This is a genomic window from Neolewinella xylanilytica, from assembly GCF_002934605.1.
Taxonomy (GTDB): Bacteria; Bacteroidota; Bacteroidia; order Chitinophagales; family Saprospiraceae; genus Neolewinella; species Neolewinella xylanilytica.
The window spans coordinates 492,747-514,399 of record NZ_PTJC01000005.1 but is presented as its reverse complement, the minus strand read 5'-3'; the positions used below and the strand labels follow the sequence as shown (position 1 = coordinate 514,399).

Sequence of the window (21,653 nt, the reverse complement as noted above, 5' to 3'; positions counted from 1 at the left end):
CGCTGCTACTCGGCAGCGGCTGCTTCTGGGGAAGGGAATACCATCTCCGGCAACTTCCCGGCGTGATTGCCACTCAGGTAGGCTTTGCGGGTGGACGTACGGAAAACCCCAGCTACCACGACGTCTGTGCCAAAGATACCGGCCACGCGGAGGTCGTGGCCGTTCAATACGATACCCGCACCTTACCGACCGAGCAGTTACTGGCGGAGTTTTTCGCGCTCCACAACTTCGAAATCGATCGGGGAAAGGGCAGCGGACAATACCGGTCGGCCGTTTTCAGTGTGCAGGACGATCGCCAGCTACAGCTTGCCCGACGGATGCTCGCCACCCTCCGGGCCCACGGTTTTCATCCCGCCACCGACGTCGGCTGCGTGCCGGCCTTCTACCGGGCCGAAGCGCGCCACCAACAGTACTGTAGCTCGCGCGGACTCACTCCCCACCGTCGGGACGACGACCGAATCCGTCAGCTCTTTTCCCGGGCTGAAAGCACGGAAGATAGCGGCAACCAATCCGTTAGCTAAGTGTTAGCATGGAGCCAATTCCTCAAGATTTAGAATATATACCTATGGGCCAGCGCCTCATTTACCTCGACAATAATGCCACTACCCCGACCGACCCCCGGGCAGTAGAAGCCATGATCCCTTTCTTTTACGATAACCCGGGCAACGCCGCCAGCCGCAACCACCCCTTCGGATGGGCCGCGGAACAGGCGGTAGATAACGCCCGCAAGCAAATCGCCGACCTGATCAACGTAGACGAGCGGGAAATCATTTTCACCAGCGGCGCTACCGAGTCGGACAACCTGGCCATCAAAGGTGTATTCGAGATGTACCAGCGCAAGGGCGACCACATCATCACCGTAAAGACCGAGCATAAAGCGGTTCTCGACGCCTGCGCCAAGGTGGAAAAGATGGGGGGCAAGGTTACTTACCTCGACGTTCAACGCGACGGTTTGATTCGGCTGGAAGACCTGGAAGCTGCCATCACCGACAAGACCGTACTGGTTTCCATCATGTGGGCCAACAACGAAACGGGCGTCATCCAGCCCATGAAGGAGATCGGCGACATCTGTGCCAAGCACGGTGTATTGTTTATGTCCGACGCTACCCAGGCGGTAGGCAAGATCCCCGTAGACCCCAAGGCGGTCGGCGTACACCTGATGGCCTTCACCAGCCACAAGATGTACGGCCCTAAGGGCGTGGGCGCGCTCTTCGTCAACCGCAAGAATCCCCGGGTCAAGGTGACCAGCCAGATGGACGGTGGCGGCCACGAGCGCGGCATGCGCTCCGGTACGCTCAACGTTCCCGGCATCGTCGGTTTCGGCAAAGCGGCCGAAATCGCCAAGGAAGAAATGCACCAGGACGCCGAGCGCCTGAGCAAACTCCGCGACAAGCTGGAAACCGCTTTGATGGGTAGCCTGGAGGAAGCCTACGTAAACGGCAACCGCGAAAGCCGGATGCCCCACGTCACCAACATCAGCTTCAAGCACGTGGAAGGCGAAGGGCTCATGATGACCTTCAACCAGAACATCGCCGTCTCCTCCGGATCGGCCTGTACGTCCGCCAGCCTCGAGCCCAGCTACGTACTCGTAGCCTTAGGCTTAGGTGACGATCTCGCCCACTCCAGCCTCCGTTTCAGTCTCGGCCGCTTCACCACCGAAGAGGACATCGACGAAACGATCGCCAAAGTGACCGAAGGCGTGAACCACATGCGCGATATCAGCCCCATCTGGGAGATGTACAAGGAAGGAATCGATATCGACGCCATCGAGTGGTCGGAGCACTAGTGAGCGGATAGCGAGTAGCCGGTAGTATCGGCTACTCGCTATCTACCTACCTTAACCTTTCCACCTCCCTATCCGTTATATTTATCAGACTGCTTCCCACGCATATAAACTGAAAGACCATGGCATACAGCGAAAAACTTCTCGACCACTTTAAGAATCCCCGTAACGTCGGTACCCTCGACAAGAATAAAAACTCGGTCGGTACCGGTCTCGTTGGCGCTCCCGAGTGTGGTGACGTAATGCGGTTACAGATCGAAGTTGACCCCATCACTAAGAAAATCACCGAAGCGAAGTTCAAGACCTTCGGCTGCGGTAGCGCCATCGCCTCTTCCAGCCTGGCCACCGAATGGTTGAAGGGCAAAACGGTAGACGAGGCCCTCGCCATCGACAATATGGCCATCGTGGAAGAGCTTGCGCTCCCCCCCGTAAAAATCCACTGCTCGGTACTCGCCGAGGACGCCATCAAAGGCGCCATCAAGGATTACCAGGCTAAGAATGGCGTGCAGACCGAAGCGTCCATCGCCGCTTCCCACTAAACTTTGAATACTATGCTTTTCGTAGCCGATAGCGCGAAGGAAAGGCTGCGCGACATCCGTGAGGCCAAAAGCCTTCCCGAAAATTACTTCTTGCGCGTATCCATTACCAGTGGAGGCTGCTCGGGCCTGACCTACAAGCTCGACTTCGACGATGAATTGCAACCGAAGGACCAAGTCTTCGAAGACAACGGGGAAACCGTCGTCTGCGACCTGAAGTCCTTTCTCTATCTCTGCAATTCTACCCTCGAATTCTCGGGCGGGCTGGACGGTAAAGGTTTCGCCTTCACCAACCCGAACGCCACCCGGGAGTGTGGATGTGGAGAAAGCTTCGCCGTATAGTTTAAGATCATATCGCTCTTAGGAGCATCCCCCGGCGCACTCGTATCCCGAGTGCGCCGTTTTTATGTCATGACCACCGAGGAGCAATTCGCCGAACAGCGCCGCCGTAACCGAACGGCTTACACCATTGAAGACTTCTATGACGCCCGTTCCGGACTCCGCTACGCCGTATTCGGCAACCTGCTCCTGTCGGCCATCGTCGCGGTCAGCCTGCTTTCGTCGTCCGAGGGGCTTACCCACGTCGGGGCCGCCTTGGTCACTGGCGCGGGCGTATTTCTCGCTGGACGCTATGCGCCACTGGAACGCATCCTCCTGATATACCTTCTACTTGCTGCTTATACGGCCGGCGTTGCGCTGGAATACGGATACGCCGGGCTGCCCGCCCCGCCCCTCCCCGACCTCACGGTAGAAAAGGGCTGGGTAGGCTTTGTGCCCTTCGCCAATTCGCTGTTCCCGATGCTTTACATACTGGCCCGGGGAGCATTCATATATCCGCTGGTATCCCTTCTTTTCAAACGGCGAGCCCTCTCCGCCCAGCCCATGAGCACGCTCCGGCAACTCGACCGCGACCTGGCCGCGAAATTGGAGTAACCCGTTACCGGTGACCGCGAGTAACCGGCAACCTGCCGCGCCGAAAGGTCTGCTGCTCGGTCTGGGCGGCGCCGAAGCCTTCCCGTAGTATGGCCAATCCGGCTTCCAGATCCAGTTGTCCGCAACTGAAGACATCGACGGCGGCGTAGCCATACTCCGGCCAGGTGTGTACGGTCAGGTGGCTCTCGGCGATGACCACTACCCCGCTCACTCCGTGGGGGGAGAAAGCGTGGAAGCGGGATTCCACTATGGTTGCCCCCATGGCCGCCGCCGCTGCCAATAGGATACGCTCGCTGTCACCGGGCAGGCGAAGGCGATCGGCGGGACACTCGTGCAGTTCGAGTAGAATATGGATACCGAGATAGTCCGCCATTACTGTACGGTTTCGCGTTGCCAGCCCGACCACTCCTCCAGGAAATATTGCAGGAGGATCGGCCGGTCCAGTCGATTGACGGCTACCCCGCCCGGGTCGGCCATGTCGGCGGGAAAGGTAAAGAGCGCGGGAAGGAGGCGGGGTTCCAGAAATTTCGTTGCACCTGCGTCCGCGCCCAAATACTGGCCGCCGGCGCGCAGGAAATTACCACTATTAGCGGCGAGCACGAAACCCCACTCCCCAAAACTGGGCACCGGAACGTGGTAGGGGGCCAGCTCGCCAAAGCCGGCGGCGGTGAGGGTATGGACGATGCTCCAGAAGGTCTTGCGGGTATGGTAGGGGCTGGTCGCCTGGGTAGCGAAGACGCCGTCGGGCAGCAGGCGGGCCCGCACCAGACCAAAGAACCAGGTACTGTATAGCCGGGCCACGCTCTCCGTACTGGGGTCCGGCAGGTCGGCCAGGATTAGGTCGTAATGCGTCGTGTCGTTGCGCAGAAACACCGCGGCATCTTCCACCACCGTCTGGGTACGGGGGTCGGTGAGGGCCTCCGCGTTCAGTTGCCGGATGCGGGGGTGGCGGCGGCCGAGATCGAAGACGCGCTCGTCGAGATCCACGATGGTGAGCGACTGCAGGGTCGGATAGTTCAGCAACTCCCGCGCCAGCAATCCTTCTCCCCCACCCAGGATGAGTGCCCGGGAAAATCCGGGAACCTGGGCTGCCGGCAGCCGGGCCAGGGCCTCGTGGTAGCGGTATTCATCGCGGGAGGAAAACTGAATGACCCGGTCCAGGTACAGCCGCAGATCGTCCCGGTTCTGGGTCAGGACGATGTGTTGGTAGGGGCTATCCTCTTCGTAGATGACCCGGTGGGGGTAAGCGGCCGCCTCCCAGGCGTGTAGGAAGGGCTCGGCGCGGATCAGCAGAAAGGTGAACACGAGCAGCCCGCCCCCGGTCCACAGGTACACGCGACGACGGCGCCGGGCGGAAAGCTGCTCGCGAAAGAACCAGCACACCCCCGCCCCGAGCAGCAGGTTCACGCCGCCAAACAGCAGACTCGAACTGTACAGCCCTACGAAGGGAAGCAACAGAAAGGGAAACAGTAGGGTGGCGCCTAGGGCACCGAGGTAATCGAAGCCGAGTACGTTGGCGAGGTTGTCCCGTAGGGGAAAGTAGGTCTTCATCACCCGCGCCAGCAGGGGAATCTCGACGCCCGTCAGGCAGCCGATGCCGAAGACGATGGCCAGCATCGTCCACTGGTACTGCATATTCGTTTGGAAGCGGAACAGGAAGTACAGCAGGGGTACGGATAACCCGCCGAGCAGGCCGAGCGCGACTTCCGCACGCACGAAGGCTTCCAACTCGCGCCCCTCTACGTAGCGCGTCAGGAAGGAACCCACCCCCATGGCGCACATGTACACGCCGATGGTGAGGGAGAATTGCTTGACGCTGTCGCCCAGAAAGTAGGCACTTGTAGTACTGATCAGCAATTCGTAAACGATGGAACAGAGGCCCGCCAGAAAAACGGTGACGATCAGCAATAACTTTTCGGTACGGGGGAGGAGCAAGGCGAGCGGGGCTTCGGGCCGGCCAAAGGTACGGGAAATAGTACCTTGGAGCGCTAAGCCCTATTCCATGCACCCTACCCGCCCCCTCCTCCTGTTTGTCGTTGCAGCTGGCCTCCATTTCGGCCTGCTGCGCTGTACTACCGAAAGCGAGCCTACGCAGGGCGTGGTCACTACCGTTCGGGAAGTAGGTCCCGAAGAATACAAGATCGCCAGCGAGCAGCCAGTAGCCAACGTGGCCGACAGTCGGGTGATCGTCGACCGCATGTCCGGCTCCTCCGACACCTTCACCCTGGCGGAGGTAAAGGCGATCCAGCAGACGGAGCCGGACAGCTCCCGCACCAGCCGTCCCTTTCGGTCCGCCGCGCTGGGCTACTTCGGTTTCATGATGCTGAACCGCATGGGCCGTACGCCCTCCGCCAGTGCCTATACCAACCAGGCCGCCTACCAGCGCGCGACCAGCACGACCGGCGGCAGCCTCTCCCGGACCTCCCGCGCCCGCAGTGGCTTCGGACGCAGCGGCGGCACCTCAACGCGTTCCTTCGGTGGATAAACGATTGATCGACGCTCCCACTAGGGTGGAACGCTTCGCCCGCAAGCGTAGCCTGGACTACTTCACCAGCGGGGAGAATGCCGACTACCTCGCCGACGAGATCCTGCTCCTCCATCCCTCCGAAGCCGATGCCGCACTGGCGGCCGGCGACACCGCCTACGGCCTACTACGCGATACGGCCCGCCGTTGCCTGAACGACCCAAAACGACTCGCGCGGCTCGGCATCCCCGACTGGTGCCGCCCCCTGCTGGAATGGTCGGTAGCCAACGAATGGGATGATTTCCTGTTCGGCCGTTTCGACCTGGCCGGGGGAATCGACGGACAGCCGCTACGCATCCTGGAATTCAACGCCGATACCTGCAGCCTGCTCCCCGAAACCGGCCTACTCCAACCGGAAGTGCTGCGACAGAACGGGGTGAAGCGCTCCGCCCCCAACAAACTGGTAGAAAGCCTGGAAGCCCGCCTGCGCGAAATCGGTGCGGCGCGTAAGGGCACCCACGGGCTCTTCACCCACCTGGGCTACCCGGAAGACGAGCTGAACGTTGGTTTCCTGGCCGATCGGGCGCGGGCCGCGGGCTGGAAGGAGGTACACACGGCTTCGCTGCCGGAGGCTACCTTCGATCCGGATAACGGGCTGGCCGCCGATCCGAAGCCGGGACGGACCGTGCGCTACTACTACCTCATGAAGTTTTTTCCCTGGGACTGGATCGCCCTGGAAGAATCGGCACTCTGGGAGATGTTGGAAGAAATGATCGTCAACCACTTCGTGCGGGTGGTGAACCCCGCCTGGACGATGCTGCTCCAGTCCAAAGCGCTGCTCGCCTACGCTTGGCAGGACAACCCGGGCCATCCCTTACTGTTGCCCACCGCCTTCGATCCGGCCGACCTGCCCGATCCGCGGCGGGGCTACGTCCGGAAACCCGTATTCGGCCGCAACGGAGAAAACGTGATGGTGAGCCTGGACGGTCGACGGTCCGATGCCAAGCGCGATGGAGACTACGGGGAACTGCCGGTAGTATACCAGGAACGGGCCGCCTTCGCTACCAACGGGGAGGGCCTGCGTTACCAGCTTAGTGCGTTCGTTACGCCAAGCGCCAGCGCCCTATGTTGCCGGCGTCAGGAGGGGTTGATTCTGGACGACGACGCCGAATTCGTGAGTCTCGGACTTACGGTTTCTTAGTCAGTACCGAAGCCGACTCCCGCCGGATAGCCCCCTGCGCCAGGGCCACTGGGTTGTCCACCTGTTGGCCGCTGATCATCCGCAGGCGCTCGGCTACCTGACGGGCGGTCTGGGTCTCCTCCGCCGCCCGGGCGATCTGCATGCTGATGTTATCCCGCGTCTGGGTGATGATCGACCACAGGGAATCACTGACATAGATCTGCTGGGTAATGTTGTACTCCACCTCCTGGCGGATAGCCAGCAGCAACTCGGCGCGGTACTCCCGGGAGGGCGTTTCGTCGTCGGGCGGCATGCGCAGGAGCAGGTTGGGCACGGAAATACGTTCCAGCATCAGGGTAAAGCGTTCGCAGGCCTGGAGGCGCAGGGCCACCGGGTCGATCGGCTCGGTTACGGCTTGGGCCGGGGCCGTTACCTTCTTTTCCAGGGCGATCACCGCATCCCGGAACCGGGTGAGCACGCCCCCCATCAACCAGACCAATACGACGATCAATACCACCGGTACCGTCCACAACAGCAGGTTCAACATCTCCACGGGTAAAGGTTAAGGGGCAACCATGCGGGGAATACCGTTGTTAATTGCCCAGTAAAGTAATTTTGCAGTATGAGCGCCGAAGTTAAGTCAACTACGAAAACCACCCCCATCACCATTACGGCTACCGCCATGGAGCAGCTTACCCGGCTCCGCCAGGATCTCAACGTAAACGAGGAGCATCACCTGCGGATCGGCGTGCGCGGTGGCGGTTGCTCCGGTTTTGAGTACCAACTGGGCTTCGACCTTCCGGAAGAAGACGATCAGAAATTTTTAGTCGGCGACGAGCTCGTTCTCATGAAACCCGGCCACGCCCTCTACCTCCTCGGTATGGAGATCGACTGGGCTACCGGCCTCGAGAACCGGGGCTTCACCTTCAACAACCCCAACGCCAAGGATACCTGCGGCTGCGGCACCTCCTTCAGCGCTTAGGGTTTGTCCGATTTCGGAACGCTTTTACCTCCGCCACCCGCCGAACGTCGGGGCATTCCGCTTTACTACGACAAATCGGAAGACGAGACCCGGCAGGACGTCTACGAACGCTACGACGAACTCGTAGCCCGGCAAACGGCCCTCCACCTCGCCGATGAGTCTCACGGAGGCTATCCCCTGCAACCCCTGGCCGACTACGTCCGCAAGTGGCTCCCTCCATCACCGACAGCGGCAGTAGCCGATCTCGGCTGCAGCGTCGGCCGGCTTATCGGCGATATCGCCACCGATCACCCCGCCTGGGACTGCTACGGGATCGATTTCAGCTACCAAATGCTCCGCCAAGCCCAGGATTACTGGGTAAAGGGGGATACCGTCTCTGCCAACCTGCTGCGCTACGGTTACACCCACGATACTTTTTCCGGGAAGCAACTGCCCAACCTACGCTTCGCCCTCGCCGACGCCGCTACCCTACCCTTTCCCGATGCCTCCCTGGACGTACTGTTGAATACGTTTCTCATCGACCGCATCCCAGATCCTTTCCAGGCGTTTGCCGAGTGGAAACGGGTGCTACGGCCGGGCGGCCGCCTGATCACCGTATCTCCGCTTAATTTTCTGAAGCGCGAGCAGTGGGAACGCTACTATCCCCCCGTGAAACTGATAGACCGGCTGCTGCGCGATGCGTGGCAGCTGGTAGACCTCACCGACCCGCTCTACGTAGAGGAACCGATGGACAAACGCGGCAACGCCATACGCTGGCGGACGCTGGCCCTCGTAGCGGAGCGGTAGCAACCTTTGCTGCTTTGTAATTTGCGGTATGGATCTACTCAGTCCCGAAACCCTACCCTTCCGCCGTGCCGTTCGCGCACTGTCTCCCTTCACGGACGCCGACTTCGCCCACATGGGACCCGGCGTTCAGTGCACCAAACTGGCCAAACGCGAGCCGTGGGTGACGGCGGGTGAAATTCCCCGTATGGTCGGCTTCCTGCTTTCGGGTTCCGTGCGGTATTTTTATATCGTCGACGGCGTGGAGCACACCAGTTATTTTTCTACGGAAGGCGAATGGTTGGCGGCCTACACCAGTTTTCTCCGACAGACACCCAGCAACCTATCCATAGCCGCGCTGGAAGATTCCGTTCTGCTAACCATCAGCTACGACCAGCTAAATGCCTGGGAGCGGGAAGACGGCTTCAGCTACCGGATCAATCACCTGATGCGCAAACTGGCGGAGTACATCATCGCCTGCTACGATGAGCGGGTGGCCGCCTTCGTGCTACGCAGCCCCGAGGAGCGCTACCGGCAGCTGGCGGATACCACGGACTATTTACAGCGTATTCCCCAGCAGTACATCGCTAACTACCTGGGGATTACGCCGGTTTCGCTGTCCCGGATCCGGAAGCGATTGGTTCCATAAACCTGCCTGGAGGCGATCTTATCTTAAGTTAAGGAGATTAGCCCCCGCTCCCCCCGAGCTTTGTAGCCTAACCAAATCACTACGTTATGCATACCATTCTCGGAGCCGGCGGACCCATCGCCAATGAACTCACCCGCCACCTTACCACCGATTCGGTTCCCGTCCGCCTAGTCAGTCGAAGTAAGCTGTCTCCCCAGATGCCCACCGTCCACTGGAAAGGCGCCGACCTGCTCGACCACAAGGCCGTTGTGGAGGTGACCAGGGGCTCGGAGGTCATTTACCTGACGGCCGGCCTTAAATACGATGCGCGCATTTGGGCGGAACAGTGGCCGGTGATCATGGACAACGTAATCGCCGCGGCCCGCACCCACGGATCCCGGCTGCTTTTCTTCGACAACGTATACATGTACGGTTTGCTCGATCAGCCGGTTACAGAGGAGAGCGCCTACCGACCGGTAAGTAAAAAGGGGGAAGTCCGCGCCCGCATTGCGGACACGTTGATGAAAGCCGTTCGGGCCGGAGAAGTGAACGCTACCATTGCCCGGGCTCCCGATTTTTACGGCGCGGCGAGTAAGAACAGTTTTCTCGACAGCATGGTCATTGACCGCATAGCCGCTGGCCAAAATCCGATGTGGATCGGTGATAAAAACAAGGTGCACAATTTCATTTTCGTTCCGGATGCCGGTCGGGCCATGTATCTACTCGGCCAACACCCAGAACACGATAACCAGATTTGGCATCTGCCGACACCGGCCCCCATCACTGGTCAACGGATGCTAGATCTAGTTGGTGAGGTATTCAACCGGAAACCGTGGACCGTCCCCATCAAAAAAGGGGCGCTCCGCCTGCTGGGTCTCTTTGACCCCGTTGTCGCTGACAGCGTGGAAATGTACTACCAGTATGATCGCGATTACCGCTTTGACTCAAGCAAGTTCCAGGCTGCCTTCGGTATGCAGCCCATCACTTATCGTGCCGGCCTGGAACAATTGAGAGATCATTCGGCAGCGATTGACCCAACCGGTAAAGCGCTATCCATAGTGGGTTGAGTAAGCCGTGAACCATGCTTCCGTGGCGGATGTATACCCTAGCTATAGTCCAATTATATGTCCGACACGCCACGCATCCGTTTTTCCCATTTCGTCGAGCAGTTCCCCGATGTCGAGTTTCCCGTCACCCTCGGGGAAGACACCGTCCGTCGGATCAGTAAGCAGACCCCGCCCCTGCCCGGCCGGATGGTCGATCAGTTCCTCGTCCCGATGGAACCCACACAGGTGAACGATGAATTTACGGAGTTCATCGCCTGTCTCCGCTTACCGGAAGCCGATAACTACATCGGACTGGTGTACTGGCGAGCCGACCTGGCACAGTACCACTATACCCTCGTTACCCTGAACCCGAAGACCGAGGAGGTCATCGATCGGATGATCCTGGCCGGTACCAGCTACGACGGGGAAGAGCTGACCCAGACCACGGCGGCCATCACCGAAGGGATGATGATCTACCAGGTTAGCGGGCAGGGTGCCGGGAAGAATTTCGACTACCAAGCGAGCGGCAGCACGGCCCGTCGCTTCCAGATCGCGGAATCGGGCCGGATCGTCGAACTGTAGGCCGAACCCCGGCGAATAGCTTTTAGGGTACGATCGCTTCCACGCGCTCCCCCCCTTCCGGCTGGTTGTTGCCGTAGCCGATGACCCGAAAGTAAACGGAAGGCACCCCCAGTTCACCCAGCCGCTGGGCGATGGTGGCGGCACGTTCCTCACTCAACCGTTGGGCAGCCAGGCCATCGAGCGCCGCAGCCGTGTGCACCCGGATTTCCACCGTCGATCGGGCGTTGCGGATATGCTCCGCTAACCGATCGATACCGGTGTAGCCCCCGGAATCGAGGTAGGCCGTGTTCGGCACGAAAGTGACGGATAGCCTGGTAGCCATCGACAAGGAGCTTCCCACCGGAGCCACCGCCCGATGGGTGAATTGATGGCTGGCCAGGCTACGGTCCGCCAACGTATCCGATTGCCGCCTAGTTTCCACCCGTAATTGACTGCGCAGCACGCGGATCGCTTCCATCTGCCGGGCGTATTCCGCATCCAGCCGAGCGATCTCGTCCCGCCCGACTTGCCCGGCATTCGAGCGATCGTTGCGAAGCTCGTTTTCCCATCCCCGGTATCCGGTCAGCGGTTCCAACTGCGGCGTATACAATCCCCGACGAATGCTGGTACGCAATCCGGCCGTATCTACCGGGCCGGGAGATAAATCCGGCGATGCCAGCTCACCGCCCCCGGCAGTAAAGTACACGGCCTCCGCCGCATCGCGTTCCCGCGCCCTGGACCGCTGCTGCTGCCGGAATTCTTCCTTCATCCGCTCCAGTTCGGACAGCGCCTGAGCATACTTGGCACGGGTAGAGTCGGTGTCGGCCGGACGAAGTTCCGGAGGCAGGGTATCCGTACCTCCCGGATCGTTCGGTCGGAACTCCGCTACTTCGGCCGGGGTCCGGGTGAAGGCGAGCTCCCGCCGCAGCGCATCGAGTCGGTCCAGTTCTTCTTGTCTCGCTTCGAGCTGCTCCCGTAGGTAAGCTTGCCGGTTCGGGGTGGATACCGGACCGATGTTGGCTAAACTACCCGGGGGGCGAAGCGCTTCGATCGGGGGGACCGCGCTATCGGGAAAGTCGATTTCCCCTTCCCGAAGAAGTATCGCGTACCGTCCCAGGCGATCCGGATAGACGCGCAGCCGGACACCATTGTTCAACGGAACGGTGGCGGTCAATTCCCCGGGGCCGGGGGGCACGCCCAGGCTGGCGGCGTGGAGCGCCGCGGGGGGTACCAGCTCCGAATCCGACTTCGGTATAGCCTCGATACGCTCATCCTTTCCCACTTCGTCGGTCATGCCGACCACCACCGTCGGCGCGGCGGCCACCTGCATGAATTGGGAGGCCACCGCTATTGCTTCGGCGGGCAATTGCCGGTCCGCCTGCCGAAACCAACGTCCGGACCGCCGGAAGAGCAGGGTTCGCCCGTCGGCGGCGAAGCGGGGGTTGCCTTCGTCCTGGTCACTGTTCAGCGCCGCCAGGGGCCAGGCGGGAGACCAGTTGCCGTCGGTCTCCGCGTACCGGACGTAGAGGTCACGGGAGCCGCCCGCACGGGGTGCACCATAGACCAGGGTCAGGCTGTTGACATTGAACGTGAGGTTATCCGGATCGCGGGCTTCGGGCGGCAGCGACCACGTATCGGTCACCGCCCAGTTACGGCCACTCCGTTCGAGCAGGTCGATCGATGGCGTCCCGCCACCGCGGTAGACCGCCAACCGGTCGCCTTCCACGCTTACACCCAGCGGGCGGTCGGGTCCGAAGGAATTGATCGGGGAGCCGGGGTTGATCGCCCGCTGCCAGCGACCGTTGCGGTCGCGGTGGCGGATCCAGACATCGGGCAGATCGTCCGCGCCCTGGTTCCAGGTGTAGTCGGGGCGGGTGAAGTAGAGGACGTCCCCGGCGGCGGTAAGCACCGGGTCACGCTCCCGGACCCCGTTGGGGCCGAGGGAAGTCTGCGCCGCCAGGGGAAGATACCCGCAGAGGAGCCCGGCCAGGGCGAGGCAAAATTTCAGGTAGTCAGCCATAACCGATCGGGAGAATGCCAAAATACATGCTCGCCTCCTTTAATGACGTTCGGACATGGATGGTTACCAGTTGCCCGGTAAAATTCCTGGATCGGCCGGCATTGTCGGGGCTATTGCTTCGCACCCGCGCTCCGGCGCCCTAAACGTTGTAGTCGATGTGTACCTCGGGAGTAATGGGATGGGCCTGGCAGGTGAGCACGTAGCCCTCCTCCACCTCAGCATCGTCGAGGGCGTAGCAAACGTCCATTTTGACGCCGCCTTTTTCTACCCGCGCCATGCAGGTAGAGCAGGCGCCGGCCAGGCAGCTGTACGGTGGGGTGTGCCCCTGTTCGAGCAGGGCGTCCAGGATGGTCTGTCCGGGCTTGAGTTTGACCTCGATGTCTTCCTTATTCAGCTTGACGTTGACCGTTCCCCCTAGGCTGTCGCCGGCGTTCTTTTTGGTATCGGAGGCGGAAGCGAAGCGTTCGACGTGGATCAGCTTATCGTCGACACCGTGACCGAGCAGGGCGGCCTCGACGTTATCGATCATCTCTCCCGGGCCACAGACGTAGTAGCGGCATTCCGGTCCGCCGGCGGGGTAGCGGCTCAGGAAGTCGACGAGGGCCTTCCGGTCGATGCGGCCCGTGGCACCTTCCCAACGGGTGGAACTGCGCTTGAAGAGGCCCTTCAGTCCCTTACTGGCGTAGCGCTTCGGTCGCGACAGCGTATGCTCCACGGTGAGCTGGCCGGAGTACCGGCGCTCCAGGGCATCGAGTTGCTCCTTGAATATGATGTTGTCCTCGTCACGGTTTCCGTAGAGAAGAATGACTTCCGACTTCGGCTCGGTTTCGAGCACGGACCGCAGGATGGACATCAGCGGGGTGATACCGCTGCCGGCTCCGAAAAGGTAGTATTTGCGACGGAGCGCGGGATCGGTGTCGGCCAGGAAACGGCCCATCGGCGGCATTACCTCAACCGTATCCCCGACCTTGATTTTCTCCGCCACGTAATTGCTGACCTTTCCCCCCTCGACGCGCTTGACCGTTACGGCGAGTTCGTCTTCGTGGGGGGCGGAGCACATGCTATAGGCACGGCGTTCTTCCTTGCCGTCAATGGTAAAGCGTAGCGTAAGGTACTGGCCGGCGCGGTAGTGGAAGGCGGTCTGGTCGGCTTCGGGTACGGTAAAGTATATACTGACCGCCTGATCGGTTTCCGGCTCCAACCGGCTCACGCGCAGGGGGTAAAATTGGGGTTGACTCATAAATCGGCTATCAGGTAGTGGGGAAGGCCCGCAAACATCGGAACTTCCGTATTAGGGTACTCCCGAACGGCCTATCTAGTTCAATTGAAAGCGCACAACTATGCCCCCGCTGGCCGTTGTCTGGGGGAAACCCAGGGAATTGAAGGGGACGGTTTTGCGGTAATCGAAGAAGGTGCGCAGGCTCATCCGCTGGTTCAACTGGTACTCCACCGAGGGTGCGAGGGTAAATATGCGGGCCCCTTCGACGGGTTCCCGGGTGGGTAATTCGAGCCGCCGGGCGTAGGTTTTTTCGTCCCGCAAGCTGAAATTGAACTGGATGTCGAGGTCACTGACGTTGAGGCGGCCCCCGGAACGGCTACCTCCGCGGTTCAGCAAGCCGCCGGTAGCCTGGGGGGCATCCTCGCCGCGGCCCCGGTTGCGGCCCTGTAAGAAGCCGATCTGGACGTCGGAGAGTACGATACCAAAACCGCCGATCACTTGCTTACCCACGCTTTCGCTGAGCAGCTTACTGACGATGTTGATGCTGCGCGTTTCCGTGCTCGTGTAGGCGAAGTTGACGGAGAGGCCGTTGACCAGTTCGGCGTCGATGCTGAGCAGCGGCGCGAAGGACTTCGCTTCGGAGATGTTCGGAATTTCGATGCGGGGGAAGAAGTTCAGGCTGATGGTATCGTAGCCTTCGGCGACGGGGTTGACCTGTTCTTCGAGGGCATCGAGGTAGTCCAGACTCGTACCGTAGCTCGAGATCGTGAAGGTAGACTGGAAGCCATGGCTGATATTGACCCGCCGGAAGATGCGCTCCAGGGTGCCAATCCGGCTTAGGCCGTTCCAGGTGAGCCGCCAGTTGGGGGCTCCCTGCAGGTCGAAGGGATCGAGGCTGACGGTATTCGGATCCTCGCCGCGGTAGGCCGCGAGGAAGGCCGGGATGAGTACTTCCTGCTGGTTGGGGCCGTAGCCGAAGCGGTAGCCCCGCTCCGCGAGATCCGGATCCTGGTGGGGCCGGCTGCCCCCCCGCCGCTGGCTGATGACCAGCCGGTTATCGCGGAAGGTGGAGAAGAGGTTATCCAGGTTCAGCGTATCCTGGTTGAAGAGGCTCAGCGCGCCCCCGTTGCTGAAGGTTAGGGATCCGTCGCGCACCGGCACCACGTGTTGGAAGGGCTCGTTGGGTCCCTTGTCCAGGACTTTGAACGTCTCGGTATAATTTTCCGAGAAGCTGCGGTCCATGGTCACCTCGAGGCGGAAGTCGGTGAAGGGCTCGATCACGGCGTTGCCCTCCCACTGCTTGGTGTAGTTCTGGATCACGTCCTGGCTCAGCATGGGGTTATTGCTGATGTAGCCGTCTTCGGCCAGGTCGTAGAGGTAATCCGCCTCGGTGCGGTAGGCACTCTCGTCCAGGGTTCGGATGGTCGGCTGTATCCCCGCCACGAAGCCCCAACCCGGACTGGTGAATCCGTCGTTCAGCCCGAAAAAGCGCGGTTCGGGGAGGAAGCCGGGGATGATGGTCGTGAAGTCTTCGCTGTAGTTGAAGCGGGCGCGGCGGAGCGCCAGCAGGGGCCGGACGAGGGCTTTGGTCAACCCACCGGCTTCGCTGCTTGCCTCCTGATCGCCGGCGCGGCCGGGGCTACGCGTTGGCCGGCGGCGGTTGGCCTGGTTGATGCCCCGCAGGAAGGGGATCTGGTCGTAGAAGCGTTCGAAGTTGAGGTCGGCCGTTACCTGTCGTTGCTGGCTGTTCTGGATCAGGTTACCCAGCCCTTTCTCCTGAAGCTGTAGGGGTGCCGCGGCCCAGGAATAATTGCCGAGGTACTGCGTGCGGATATCGAGGAAGTCGAGGAAAGGCAGGTACCGCAGCGGCAGCTGGTAGCTGGCGTTGATGGTGTGGGTATAAGCTTTGGGGCGACCGCCTTCCTGCAGGTTATCCCAGATTTCCTGCCACCGGAGCCGATCGCGTTCCTCGGGGGTGAGTCCGAGCACTTCGTTCTCGTCTATCTCGTCGATGGTCGTATTCATCGTAGCGTTGAAGCCGAGGCGGAGGCTGCGGGTCAGGTTCCACTGTACGTTGTAGTTGCGATTCCAGGTAAAACGCTTATTGAAGAACGTATTAAACTGTTCGTCAACCCCGGCGAAGCGGTAGCTCGTGGTCGAGAAGCGCCGATTCAGCACGTTGGTGATGCTGATGGAGTTCGGAAGCGGATTGAGGTTGAACTCGCTCAGCAGCCGCAGGTATTTACTCTGAATCCCCTTGAAGGGCTCCAGGATGCCTCCCTGGCCGCGGCTGTAGGTGTAATCGACGGCGGCGGTGTGATCCTTGGTCGTTTCGTTGAGGATATAAGGATCGCTGTGCTCGCTCTTCGTAAAGCCGTAGCTGACGGAGATATTCCCCGGATCGAGCGGACTCGGATTGCCGTCACGGGCAAGGGGGGCGATACCGATGTTATTGAGGTTGATCGCCGTGATCTTATCGATCTCCTGGGCCTGTTCCCGGATGCTGTCGCGGGCGACGGGCGATTCGGCGGCATCGAGTTTATCGGCCAGCTTGATGTCGTAATCGTAGGGATCGTACTCCGGCGTGCTCACCTGGCGGCTATGCTGTAGGTAGACCGGTAGCCGAACGCCCCACCGGGTGGGCAGGAAGCGGTCGAAGCTGAGGGTCGTGGCCAGGTCAAAGCCGGCGGTACTGAAGCGGTTGCGGTCGACGAGGCTATTGTCCAGGCCACCAAACCCGACACTGCTGTAATTCACGGCGGCGGTCAGGTTACCCAGGTCGGCGAGTTGTACGTCGGCCCGGGCGATCGCGGCTACCCCACCTCGTTCGTCGAGTCCCTCCAGGCGTAATTCGTTGACCCATATCTCCGCGCTGACGCCGTCATTATCGAGATCCTCCTCGTTGCGGACACCGATCATGAAAACCTTGACGAAACCGAGATTGGGGTTTCCCCTGATGCGAATGGTGTGATTGATGCCTTCCGCGGGAGAAAAGGATTGCTCGTAGGTAGCGTCAATCGGTACGGAACTGTTGTTCCGTTCGAGCTTGAGCTGGGTAAGCAGTTCGAGGGGTAGGCGCACGTCGTTTTGCGCCAGCCAGACGGAGTCGGCGTAGGCCGTCCGGTTCGTATTCACGTTGGGAAGCCCCACGGTATCCGAGAGCGCGAGGGGGACTTCGTATTCGTAGTAATTCTGCTCGAAGTCGGACCCCATCCGCAGGAAAAGCCGGAGTTGCCCGTCGCGCGGCGGGTCGAGGCGGCTCTCACCGGTAGCCTCGGCGTGAACGAACATCTTCAGCTCCTCGTAGAGGCGCAGGTCGGTTTCGGTATACTTGAATACGGCGCGGCTATCGCTGGGCTGCAGATTCTCCACCTTAAGGGCTAGCGATTGCTCGTTCTGCAGCGTGGTAACGAGGCCGAGGCTCTGCTCCCGGCGGATGCCGTTGGGAAGCACGTAGTTAAAGGGGTTGCGCCGACTGTTTTCCTCGATGTTGACGGCGTCGATGAAGAACTCGGTGTTGTCTTCCCCGCCAATGATCGGCCCCGTTTCGAACGGCCGGTTATACCGCCGCCAGCTGTTGCGGACCAGCTCGAACTCCGCGAAGCGCAGTACGGTGGGTGCCTCGAAACCGCGCATGAACATCCGCATGAACCGAATAGACCGGAAATCCTGGATACCGCCTACGGCGGTCTTTTGGTCGGTGTTCAGCGGAACCCGGAAGCGGTACCAGATCCGGCCGTTACCGGCCTCGATGCGGTCGGTGACGAAGGGGGTGGCGTCGACGTCCAGTTCCCGGGGATTGACGGGAGACTGAACGAAGGGGATCTCGTACTGGAAGTAGCTTTCCGATTCGTTCAGGGTGTTATCCTGATTCAAATCCTCGTCGTCGGGCAGGTTGGTGGCCGACTGGCGCAGATCGTTGTCTACGTCATCGTTGGCAGCCGAGTTGCCCTGGGTATTGTTCCAGCTTTTGTAGCGGGTGAGCAGGCCCACGCCGTCCGGATAGCGCTCCCCGTTATTGAAGTAGTAGAAGTTGTCGTTGCTGACGTCTTCGGCAAGGCGTTCGCGAACGACGGCGGGTGCTCCCTGGAAGGCGCTGAAGTAATCCGCGAACTGCTCCAGTTCGCCGGTATCGTCGAGTCCGTCCAGCCCCACGTCCTGGGCGCGGCGGCTCGCCGGCTCGTTATCGAAGCCTTGGGTAATTTGCTGGGCGACGGGGACGCGTCCCCAGACGGTTTCGTCCACCGGGCGCTGGGGGTTCAGCGAAGTGGGCAGGCCGTTTTCAAAAAACTTGCGGCTGTCCCGCAGGATGTCTTCACTGACGTTGCCCAGGTTAAGGTAGAGCGTTCCGGTTTTGCGGTCGGCATCCGGCGCGGCCTGGCGGGCGTTTTCCGGATCGAGGAAGGGCGACAGCATCCAGAACTCGACGAATTCAATGTTGGAAGACTGGAAGTCCGTGGTCGTCATCTCCCGCATGATGCCCCCCCAGCGGGAGGCCGGATCCAGCAGTTTCACCGGATCGTAGGGATCGCTGGCATCGCCGTACGCCCCCGCCGTCAGCCCCGGGTACCCGGAAGGGGTATCGAAGTTGTAAGGTCCCCGGGCGATGGGGTTGAAGGAGAGATCGAAGGTAAAAAACTGGAAGAGGCCGTTGCGGCCGCTCCCCGCGTCGAAGAAGGGAAAAACTTCCTGTTGGGGCACGATACTGGTGTACACGTTGTTTTCCGCCGCTCCGTCGCGGGCGCTTTGATCGATCCGGTACCAGTTGAGCCCCGCCCGGTTAGCGCCGGTCACCAGGCCGAACTGATCGGCCTCGGGAAAGAGCGGGTTATTATTCTGGGCGTCGTTCTGCGGCACCGAGGCGAGGTACCACTTCTGAGCCGGCGTCATGAGATCGATCGGAGAGGCCGTTCCTTCGAAGTCGTCCAGGTAAACGATGCCGCCCCGCTCGTTTCGGCTCAGGTTGATGGCCTTGCTGTGCCCCGGGTCGAGGATGGCCGTTTCCGCCGTCAGGCTTACGTTCGAGGGGGCCTTGGTGCTGAAGAACGGCAGTTGGTCCAGCGTACGCGTCAACCAGCCGGAAGGGCGGTTAAAGGTGGCGTCGAAGCCGTAGATGCGGTTGTTGATCGGGTCCTCACCGATATTGACCTTCTGGGTGAAGGGCCGTTCGAAAAGCTGTAGGAAGGTAGCCCCCACGGCCAGGTTGTCGTTTACCTCGTAGTCGGCCCGGAGTCCGAGCATCGTCTTGGTCTGAAGGCTGAAGATGGTATTGTCCTCGAAGCTGACGTTGATCGGTACGCCCGAACTCAGGATGGCGTCGTTGAGAATGCGCACCCGCCCGGTGCTGTAATCGACGGTGTAGTCGCGGCCCTCGATCAGCAAGGCACCGCCGGCGGTGACCCGTACCGAGCCGGGGGGAATATTGAAAGCACCCAGGCTGATTTCCGACTGGACGGAGGATTTATACGAGCCTCGGATCGCAAAACGGTTTTTTTCCGGAAATTCCCGCGCCTGGAATAGGGTGGAATCGTAGAGTTGCTGGTAAACGAAACGGTTTTCGACGTCGTCGGGTAGCCGGTCTCCCAAATCGCTGCCGAAGGGCTCAAGTACCGGGAAGTACACCCTGCCGGTTGCCGGGTTAATGGTGATGCCGGGCACGAAGTCAAAGATGCCGTCGGGCTGGGGATCGCCCTGGGTATTGAGGCGGTCGAGGTTCAGGGCACGGATCAGGGGTACGCCGGGAATCGGGTTAAAGGTGCCACCGGGCAGATCGACGTCTACGGGAAGGAAGCGCTGAAAGCCCTGGCCGGGGTTCTCGTACTGAATATCCAGTTGAAAATCCTCCTGGTTCACCTGGTAGGCGCCGAGGGAGTAGACGTTCTTCATCATCAGGTCCCAGGCCGGCTCGCTCACCCGCTGGGTGGAGGATTTAAGCAGCTTGGTGATCAGTACCTGGTTGGAGTAGTTGCTGGTGTCCGAGCTAGTATTGTCGGTGTTGACCGAGAGTTCGCCGACCTTGAAGATGTTCCCATTGTACTTGTAGCGGTAAGACACGGCCACGACCTGGTCGGGCTGGACGTTAATGTTGAGGGAGATGAAACCGAGCTCCGGATGTACGGTGTATTCGCGGGGACTCAGCTTCCGGGCCGATACCTTCTCGAAATCGCGGATCTGTTCCAATCCGAACTGGGCCGACTGGAGTACGGAAACCGTACGGTCGATATCTCGCAAGGTTTGCTCCTGGGAAACCAGTCGGGAATAGAGGTCGTTGGCCCCGTTTTCCGGGAGGGGCAGTCCGTCGCAGATCTCTTGGTAACGGGGGGTGGGAAAGCGCTCCACGGCATCGGGGTTCGTGAGCCGCGTCGGCTCGGCGAGGTCGGCGAAGGCGACGATATCGCGGACGTCCAGCACCTCGTTCCGGTCGTTGGTAATCCAGACCTCGATGTTTTCGAGGTGGAAGAGGGTATTGATTTGCGGCAGGTCCTCCAGGGCGTGTTCGTACACCTCCCGGTTGTAGTGGCTAAGGAAGAAGTGGCGGTTCTCGTCGTATTCGTCGGCGTACACTTCGAATGTCGCCAGTTGGCTTCCCCCCTGGATGGTTAAGTTTTCCCGCTGCGACCGTTGCTGACTGGCAATGGCCGTCAGGCGCAGGTGACCGAACTGCAGTTCCGTTTTGAGCCCGAACAGCGACTGCGCGCCCTCGATCAGCGTTCCCCGCAGCGGCAGGCTTACGTCGCCGGCCTCGATGTTGCGGATAATGTCGTCTTCCCCGAAGGCCTCGCTGTTGTAGTCCAGCTTGATCTGGTTGTCGAAGTTGAAGTTGGCACCGGTATTGTAGTTGGTGTTGAGCTTGAGCTTGTCCCCGATCTGCCCCGTCACGTTCATCTGGATATCCATGTCGAAGTCGAAAATGGTATTCCGGCGGAAGCGCTCGACGATGAAGGGGTTCTCCTGGTACTGGTAGTTTAGGCCGAAGCTCAGGTCCACGCTACCCTGGGGCTGAATGCTGATCTCCATTCCCCCGAAGAGGTTATTGATCAGGTCGGGGTCGATCTCGATGTCGGCCAGCGGGTCGCCGATGCTGACGGATTCGTCGGGGTTGCCCACGCCGGCCAGGTTGTTGAAGTACCGGCGCTGGTCTTCCCGCTGCCGGTATTCAAAGTATTCGTCGAAGGTGAGGTAGGTGGGCGGGCGGAAATCGATCTCGCCGATCCGCTCGCGAACGATGTACCGTCCCGTGGCCGGATCGTACTCCACGGTTTTCTCCACCGCCGCGGGATCCTTCAGGTCGATAATGTTTTCGTTCGGGTCGGTAATGAAATCCCGCTGCCGGTCCCGGATCGGCGGAAGGGTATCGATCGCCGGTGAAATGTTAAAATTCGGGGGGGCACCGCTTAGTATGGCATCCGTCGGCGTTCTGAACGGGACATAGGTAAAGCTCAGCGAAACCAGGGCGACACAGAGTGATAGTACTATCTTGTTCATACGATGCAAATCCTTCCTAAGCCCCGATACGTAGTGAGAATGGGCGAGCTAAAG

At 60.5% G+C, this 21,653-nt stretch carries 18 protein-coding genes; 12 read left to right on the top strand and 6 right to left on the bottom strand.

What is annotated here, in order from left to right; genetic code table 11:
* Nucleotides 1-2: 2 nt before the first annotated feature.
* The 5 genes from msrA (at nucleotide 3) to CLV84_RS02035 (ending at nucleotide 3,252) form a co-directional block, all read left to right on the top strand.
* The gene (gene msrA / locus CLV84_RS02055) at nucleotides 3-521 is read left to right on the top strand and encodes a peptide-methionine (S)-S-oxide reductase MsrA (RefSeq protein ID WP_104418072.1); all 519 of its coding nucleotides are present in this window, start codon (nucleotides 3-5) and stop codon (nucleotides 519-521) included.
* 44 nt (nucleotides 522-565) lie between these two features.
* The gene (locus CLV84_RS02050; RefSeq protein ID WP_104418071.1) at nucleotides 566-1,786 is read left to right on the top strand and encodes an IscS subfamily cysteine desulfurase; all 1,221 of its coding nucleotides are present in this window, start codon (nucleotides 566-568) and stop codon (nucleotides 1,784-1,786) included.
* A 119-nt stretch (nucleotides 1,787-1,905) separates the two neighbouring features.
* Nucleotides 1,906-2,322: a Fe-S cluster assembly scaffold IscU gene (gene iscU / locus CLV84_RS02045; RefSeq protein ID WP_104418070.1), complete on the top strand. Its 417-nt coding sequence runs from the start codon at nucleotides 1,906-1,908 to the stop codon at nucleotides 2,320-2,322.
* A gap of 12 nt (nucleotides 2,323-2,334) precedes the next feature.
* Nucleotides 2,335-2,661 (top strand): HesB/IscA family protein, encoded by a 327-nt coding sequence (locus CLV84_RS02040; RefSeq protein ID WP_104418069.1) that lies wholly within the window; start codon nucleotides 2,335-2,337, stop codon nucleotides 2,659-2,661.
* A 51-nt stretch (nucleotides 2,662-2,712) separates the two neighbouring features.
* The gene (locus tag CLV84_RS02035) at nucleotides 2,713-3,252 is read left to right on the top strand and encodes a hypothetical protein (protein ID WP_146088675.1); all 540 of its coding nucleotides are present in this window, start codon (nucleotides 2,713-2,715) and stop codon (nucleotides 3,250-3,252) included.
* Nucleotides 3,253-3,256: 4 nt separating this feature from the next.
* Here the strand turns inward: CLV84_RS02035 and speD are convergent, their stop codons facing one another.
* Complete coding sequence (speD, locus tag CLV84_RS02030; protein ID WP_104418067.1) at nucleotides 3,257-3,625, bottom strand: adenosylmethionine decarboxylase; 369 nt, start codon at nucleotides 3,623-3,625, stop codon at nucleotides 3,257-3,259.
* Nucleotides 3,625-5,187, bottom strand: coding sequence for a polyamine aminopropyltransferase (locus CLV84_RS02025; RefSeq protein WP_245911357.1), 1,563 nt, complete (start codon nucleotides 5,185-5,187; stop codon nucleotides 3,625-3,627). The genes speD and CLV84_RS02025 overlap by 1 nt, the downstream gene beginning before the upstream one ends.
* Before the next feature lie 67 nt (nucleotides 5,188-5,254).
* Between CLV84_RS02025 and CLV84_RS21640 the strand changes: the two genes are divergently transcribed.
* Both CLV84_RS21640 and CLV84_RS02020 read left to right on the top strand, forming a co-directional pair.
* Entirely contained in the window at nucleotides 5,255-5,737 is a 483-nt protein-coding gene (locus CLV84_RS21640; protein WP_170067530.1) for a hypothetical protein, read from the top strand.
* A complete protein-coding gene (locus tag CLV84_RS02020) occupies nucleotides 5,730-6,917 on the top strand; it encodes a glutathionylspermidine synthase family protein (RefSeq protein WP_170067529.1) in 1,188 nt (395 codons plus the stop codon). Before CLV84_RS21640 ends, CLV84_RS02020 begins: the two co-directional genes overlap by 8 nt.
* On the opposite strand, the gene CLV84_RS02015 is transcribed toward CLV84_RS02020, so the two are convergent.
* Complete coding sequence (locus tag CLV84_RS02015; RefSeq protein WP_104418065.1) at nucleotides 6,904-7,443, bottom strand: DUF7935 family protein; 540 nt, start codon at nucleotides 7,441-7,443, stop codon at nucleotides 6,904-6,906. The genes CLV84_RS02020 and CLV84_RS02015 overlap by 14 nt on opposite strands.
* 75 nt (nucleotides 7,444-7,518) lie before the next feature.
* Between CLV84_RS02015 and CLV84_RS02010 the strand changes: the two genes are divergently transcribed.
* The 5 genes from CLV84_RS02010 (at nucleotide 7,519) to CLV84_RS01990 (ending at nucleotide 10,896) form a co-directional block, all read left to right on the top strand.
* Nucleotides 7,519-7,878 carry a HesB/IscA family protein gene (locus CLV84_RS02010; protein ID WP_104418064.1) on the top strand — a complete coding sequence of 120 codons (360 nt, stop codon included), beginning with the start codon at nucleotides 7,519-7,521 and terminating at the stop codon, nucleotides 7,876-7,878.
* A gap of 3 nt (nucleotides 7,879-7,881) precedes the next feature.
* Nucleotides 7,882-8,664 carry a class I SAM-dependent methyltransferase gene (locus CLV84_RS02005; RefSeq protein ID WP_104418063.1) on the top strand — a complete coding sequence of 261 codons (783 nt, stop codon included), beginning with the start codon at nucleotides 7,882-7,884 and terminating at the stop codon, nucleotides 8,662-8,664.
* 28 nt (nucleotides 8,665-8,692) lie between these two features.
* Nucleotides 8,693-9,289: a Crp/Fnr family transcriptional regulator gene (locus CLV84_RS02000; protein WP_104418062.1), complete on the top strand. Its 597-nt coding sequence runs from the start codon at nucleotides 8,693-8,695 to the stop codon at nucleotides 9,287-9,289.
* An 86-nt stretch (nucleotides 9,290-9,375) separates the two neighbouring features.
* Nucleotides 9,376-10,335 (top strand): NAD-dependent epimerase/dehydratase family protein, encoded by a 960-nt coding sequence (locus tag CLV84_RS01995; protein ID WP_104418061.1) that lies wholly within the window; start codon nucleotides 9,376-9,378, stop codon nucleotides 10,333-10,335.
* Nucleotides 10,336-10,392: 57 nt separating this feature from the next.
* Nucleotides 10,393-10,896: a hypothetical protein gene (locus tag CLV84_RS01990; protein ID WP_104418060.1), complete on the top strand. Its 504-nt coding sequence runs from the start codon at nucleotides 10,393-10,395 to the stop codon at nucleotides 10,894-10,896.
* Nucleotides 10,897-10,918: 22 nt separating this feature from the next.
* On the opposite strand, the gene CLV84_RS01985 is transcribed toward CLV84_RS01990, so the two are convergent.
* The 3 genes from CLV84_RS01985 to sov form a co-directional block, all read right to left on the bottom strand.
* Nucleotides 10,919-12,895, bottom strand: coding sequence for an OmpA family protein (locus tag CLV84_RS01985; RefSeq protein ID WP_104418059.1), 1,977 nt, complete (start codon nucleotides 12,893-12,895; stop codon nucleotides 10,919-10,921).
* Nucleotides 12,896-13,034: 139 nt separating this feature from the next.
* Complete coding sequence (locus CLV84_RS01980; protein WP_104418058.1) at nucleotides 13,035-14,135, bottom strand: ferredoxin--NADP reductase; 1,101 nt, start codon at nucleotides 14,133-14,135, stop codon at nucleotides 13,035-13,037.
* A 75-nt stretch (nucleotides 14,136-14,210) separates the two neighbouring features.
* A complete protein-coding gene (gene sov, locus CLV84_RS01975) occupies nucleotides 14,211-21,599 on the bottom strand; it encodes a T9SS outer membrane translocon Sov/SprA (protein WP_104418057.1) in 7,389 nt (2,462 codons plus the stop codon).
* Nucleotides 21,600-21,653: the final 54 nt, after the last annotated feature.

Bases quoted from the DNA above. Each gene is read 5' to 3' on its own strand.
- CLV84_RS02050 (WP_104418071.1), top strand. From the start codon at position 566: ATGGGCCAGCGCCTCATTTACCTCGACAATAATGCCACTACCCCGACC.
- iscU (WP_104418070.1), top strand. From the start codon at position 1,906: ATGGCATACAGCGAAAAACTTCTCGACCACTTTAAGAATCCCCGTAAC.
- CLV84_RS02040 (WP_104418069.1), top strand. From the start codon at position 2,335: ATGCTTTTCGTAGCCGATAGCGCGAAGGAAAGGCTGCGCGACATCCGT.
- speD (WP_104418067.1), bottom strand. From the start codon at position 3,625: ATGGCGGACTATCTCGGTATCCATATTCTACTCGAACTGCACGAGTGT.
- CLV84_RS21640 (WP_170067530.1), top strand. From the start codon at position 5,255: ATGCACCCTACCCGCCCCCTCCTCCTGTTTGTCGTTGCAGCTGGCCTC.
- CLV84_RS02015 (WP_104418065.1), bottom strand. From the start codon at position 7,443: ATGTTGAACCTGCTGTTGTGGACGGTACCGGTGGTATTGATCGTCGTA.
- CLV84_RS02010 (WP_104418064.1), top strand. From the start codon at position 7,519: ATGAGCGCCGAAGTTAAGTCAACTACGAAAACCACCCCCATCACCATT.
- CLV84_RS02000 (WP_104418062.1), top strand. From the start codon at position 8,693: ATGGATCTACTCAGTCCCGAAACCCTACCCTTCCGCCGTGCCGTTCGC.
- CLV84_RS01995 (WP_104418061.1), top strand. From the start codon at position 9,376: ATGCATACCATTCTCGGAGCCGGCGGACCCATCGCCAATGAACTCACC.
- CLV84_RS01990 (WP_104418060.1), top strand. From the start codon at position 10,393: ATGTCCGACACGCCACGCATCCGTTTTTCCCATTTCGTCGAGCAGTTC.
- CLV84_RS01985 (WP_104418059.1), bottom strand. From the start codon at position 12,895: ATGGCTGACTACCTGAAATTTTGCCTCGCCCTGGCCGGGCTCCTCTGC.
- CLV84_RS01980 (WP_104418058.1), bottom strand. From the start codon at position 14,135: ATGAGTCAACCCCAATTTTACCCCCTGCGCGTGAGCCGGTTGGAGCCG.
- sov (WP_104418057.1), bottom strand. From the start codon at position 21,599: ATGAACAAGATAGTACTATCACTCTGTGTCGCCCTGGTTTCGCTGAGC.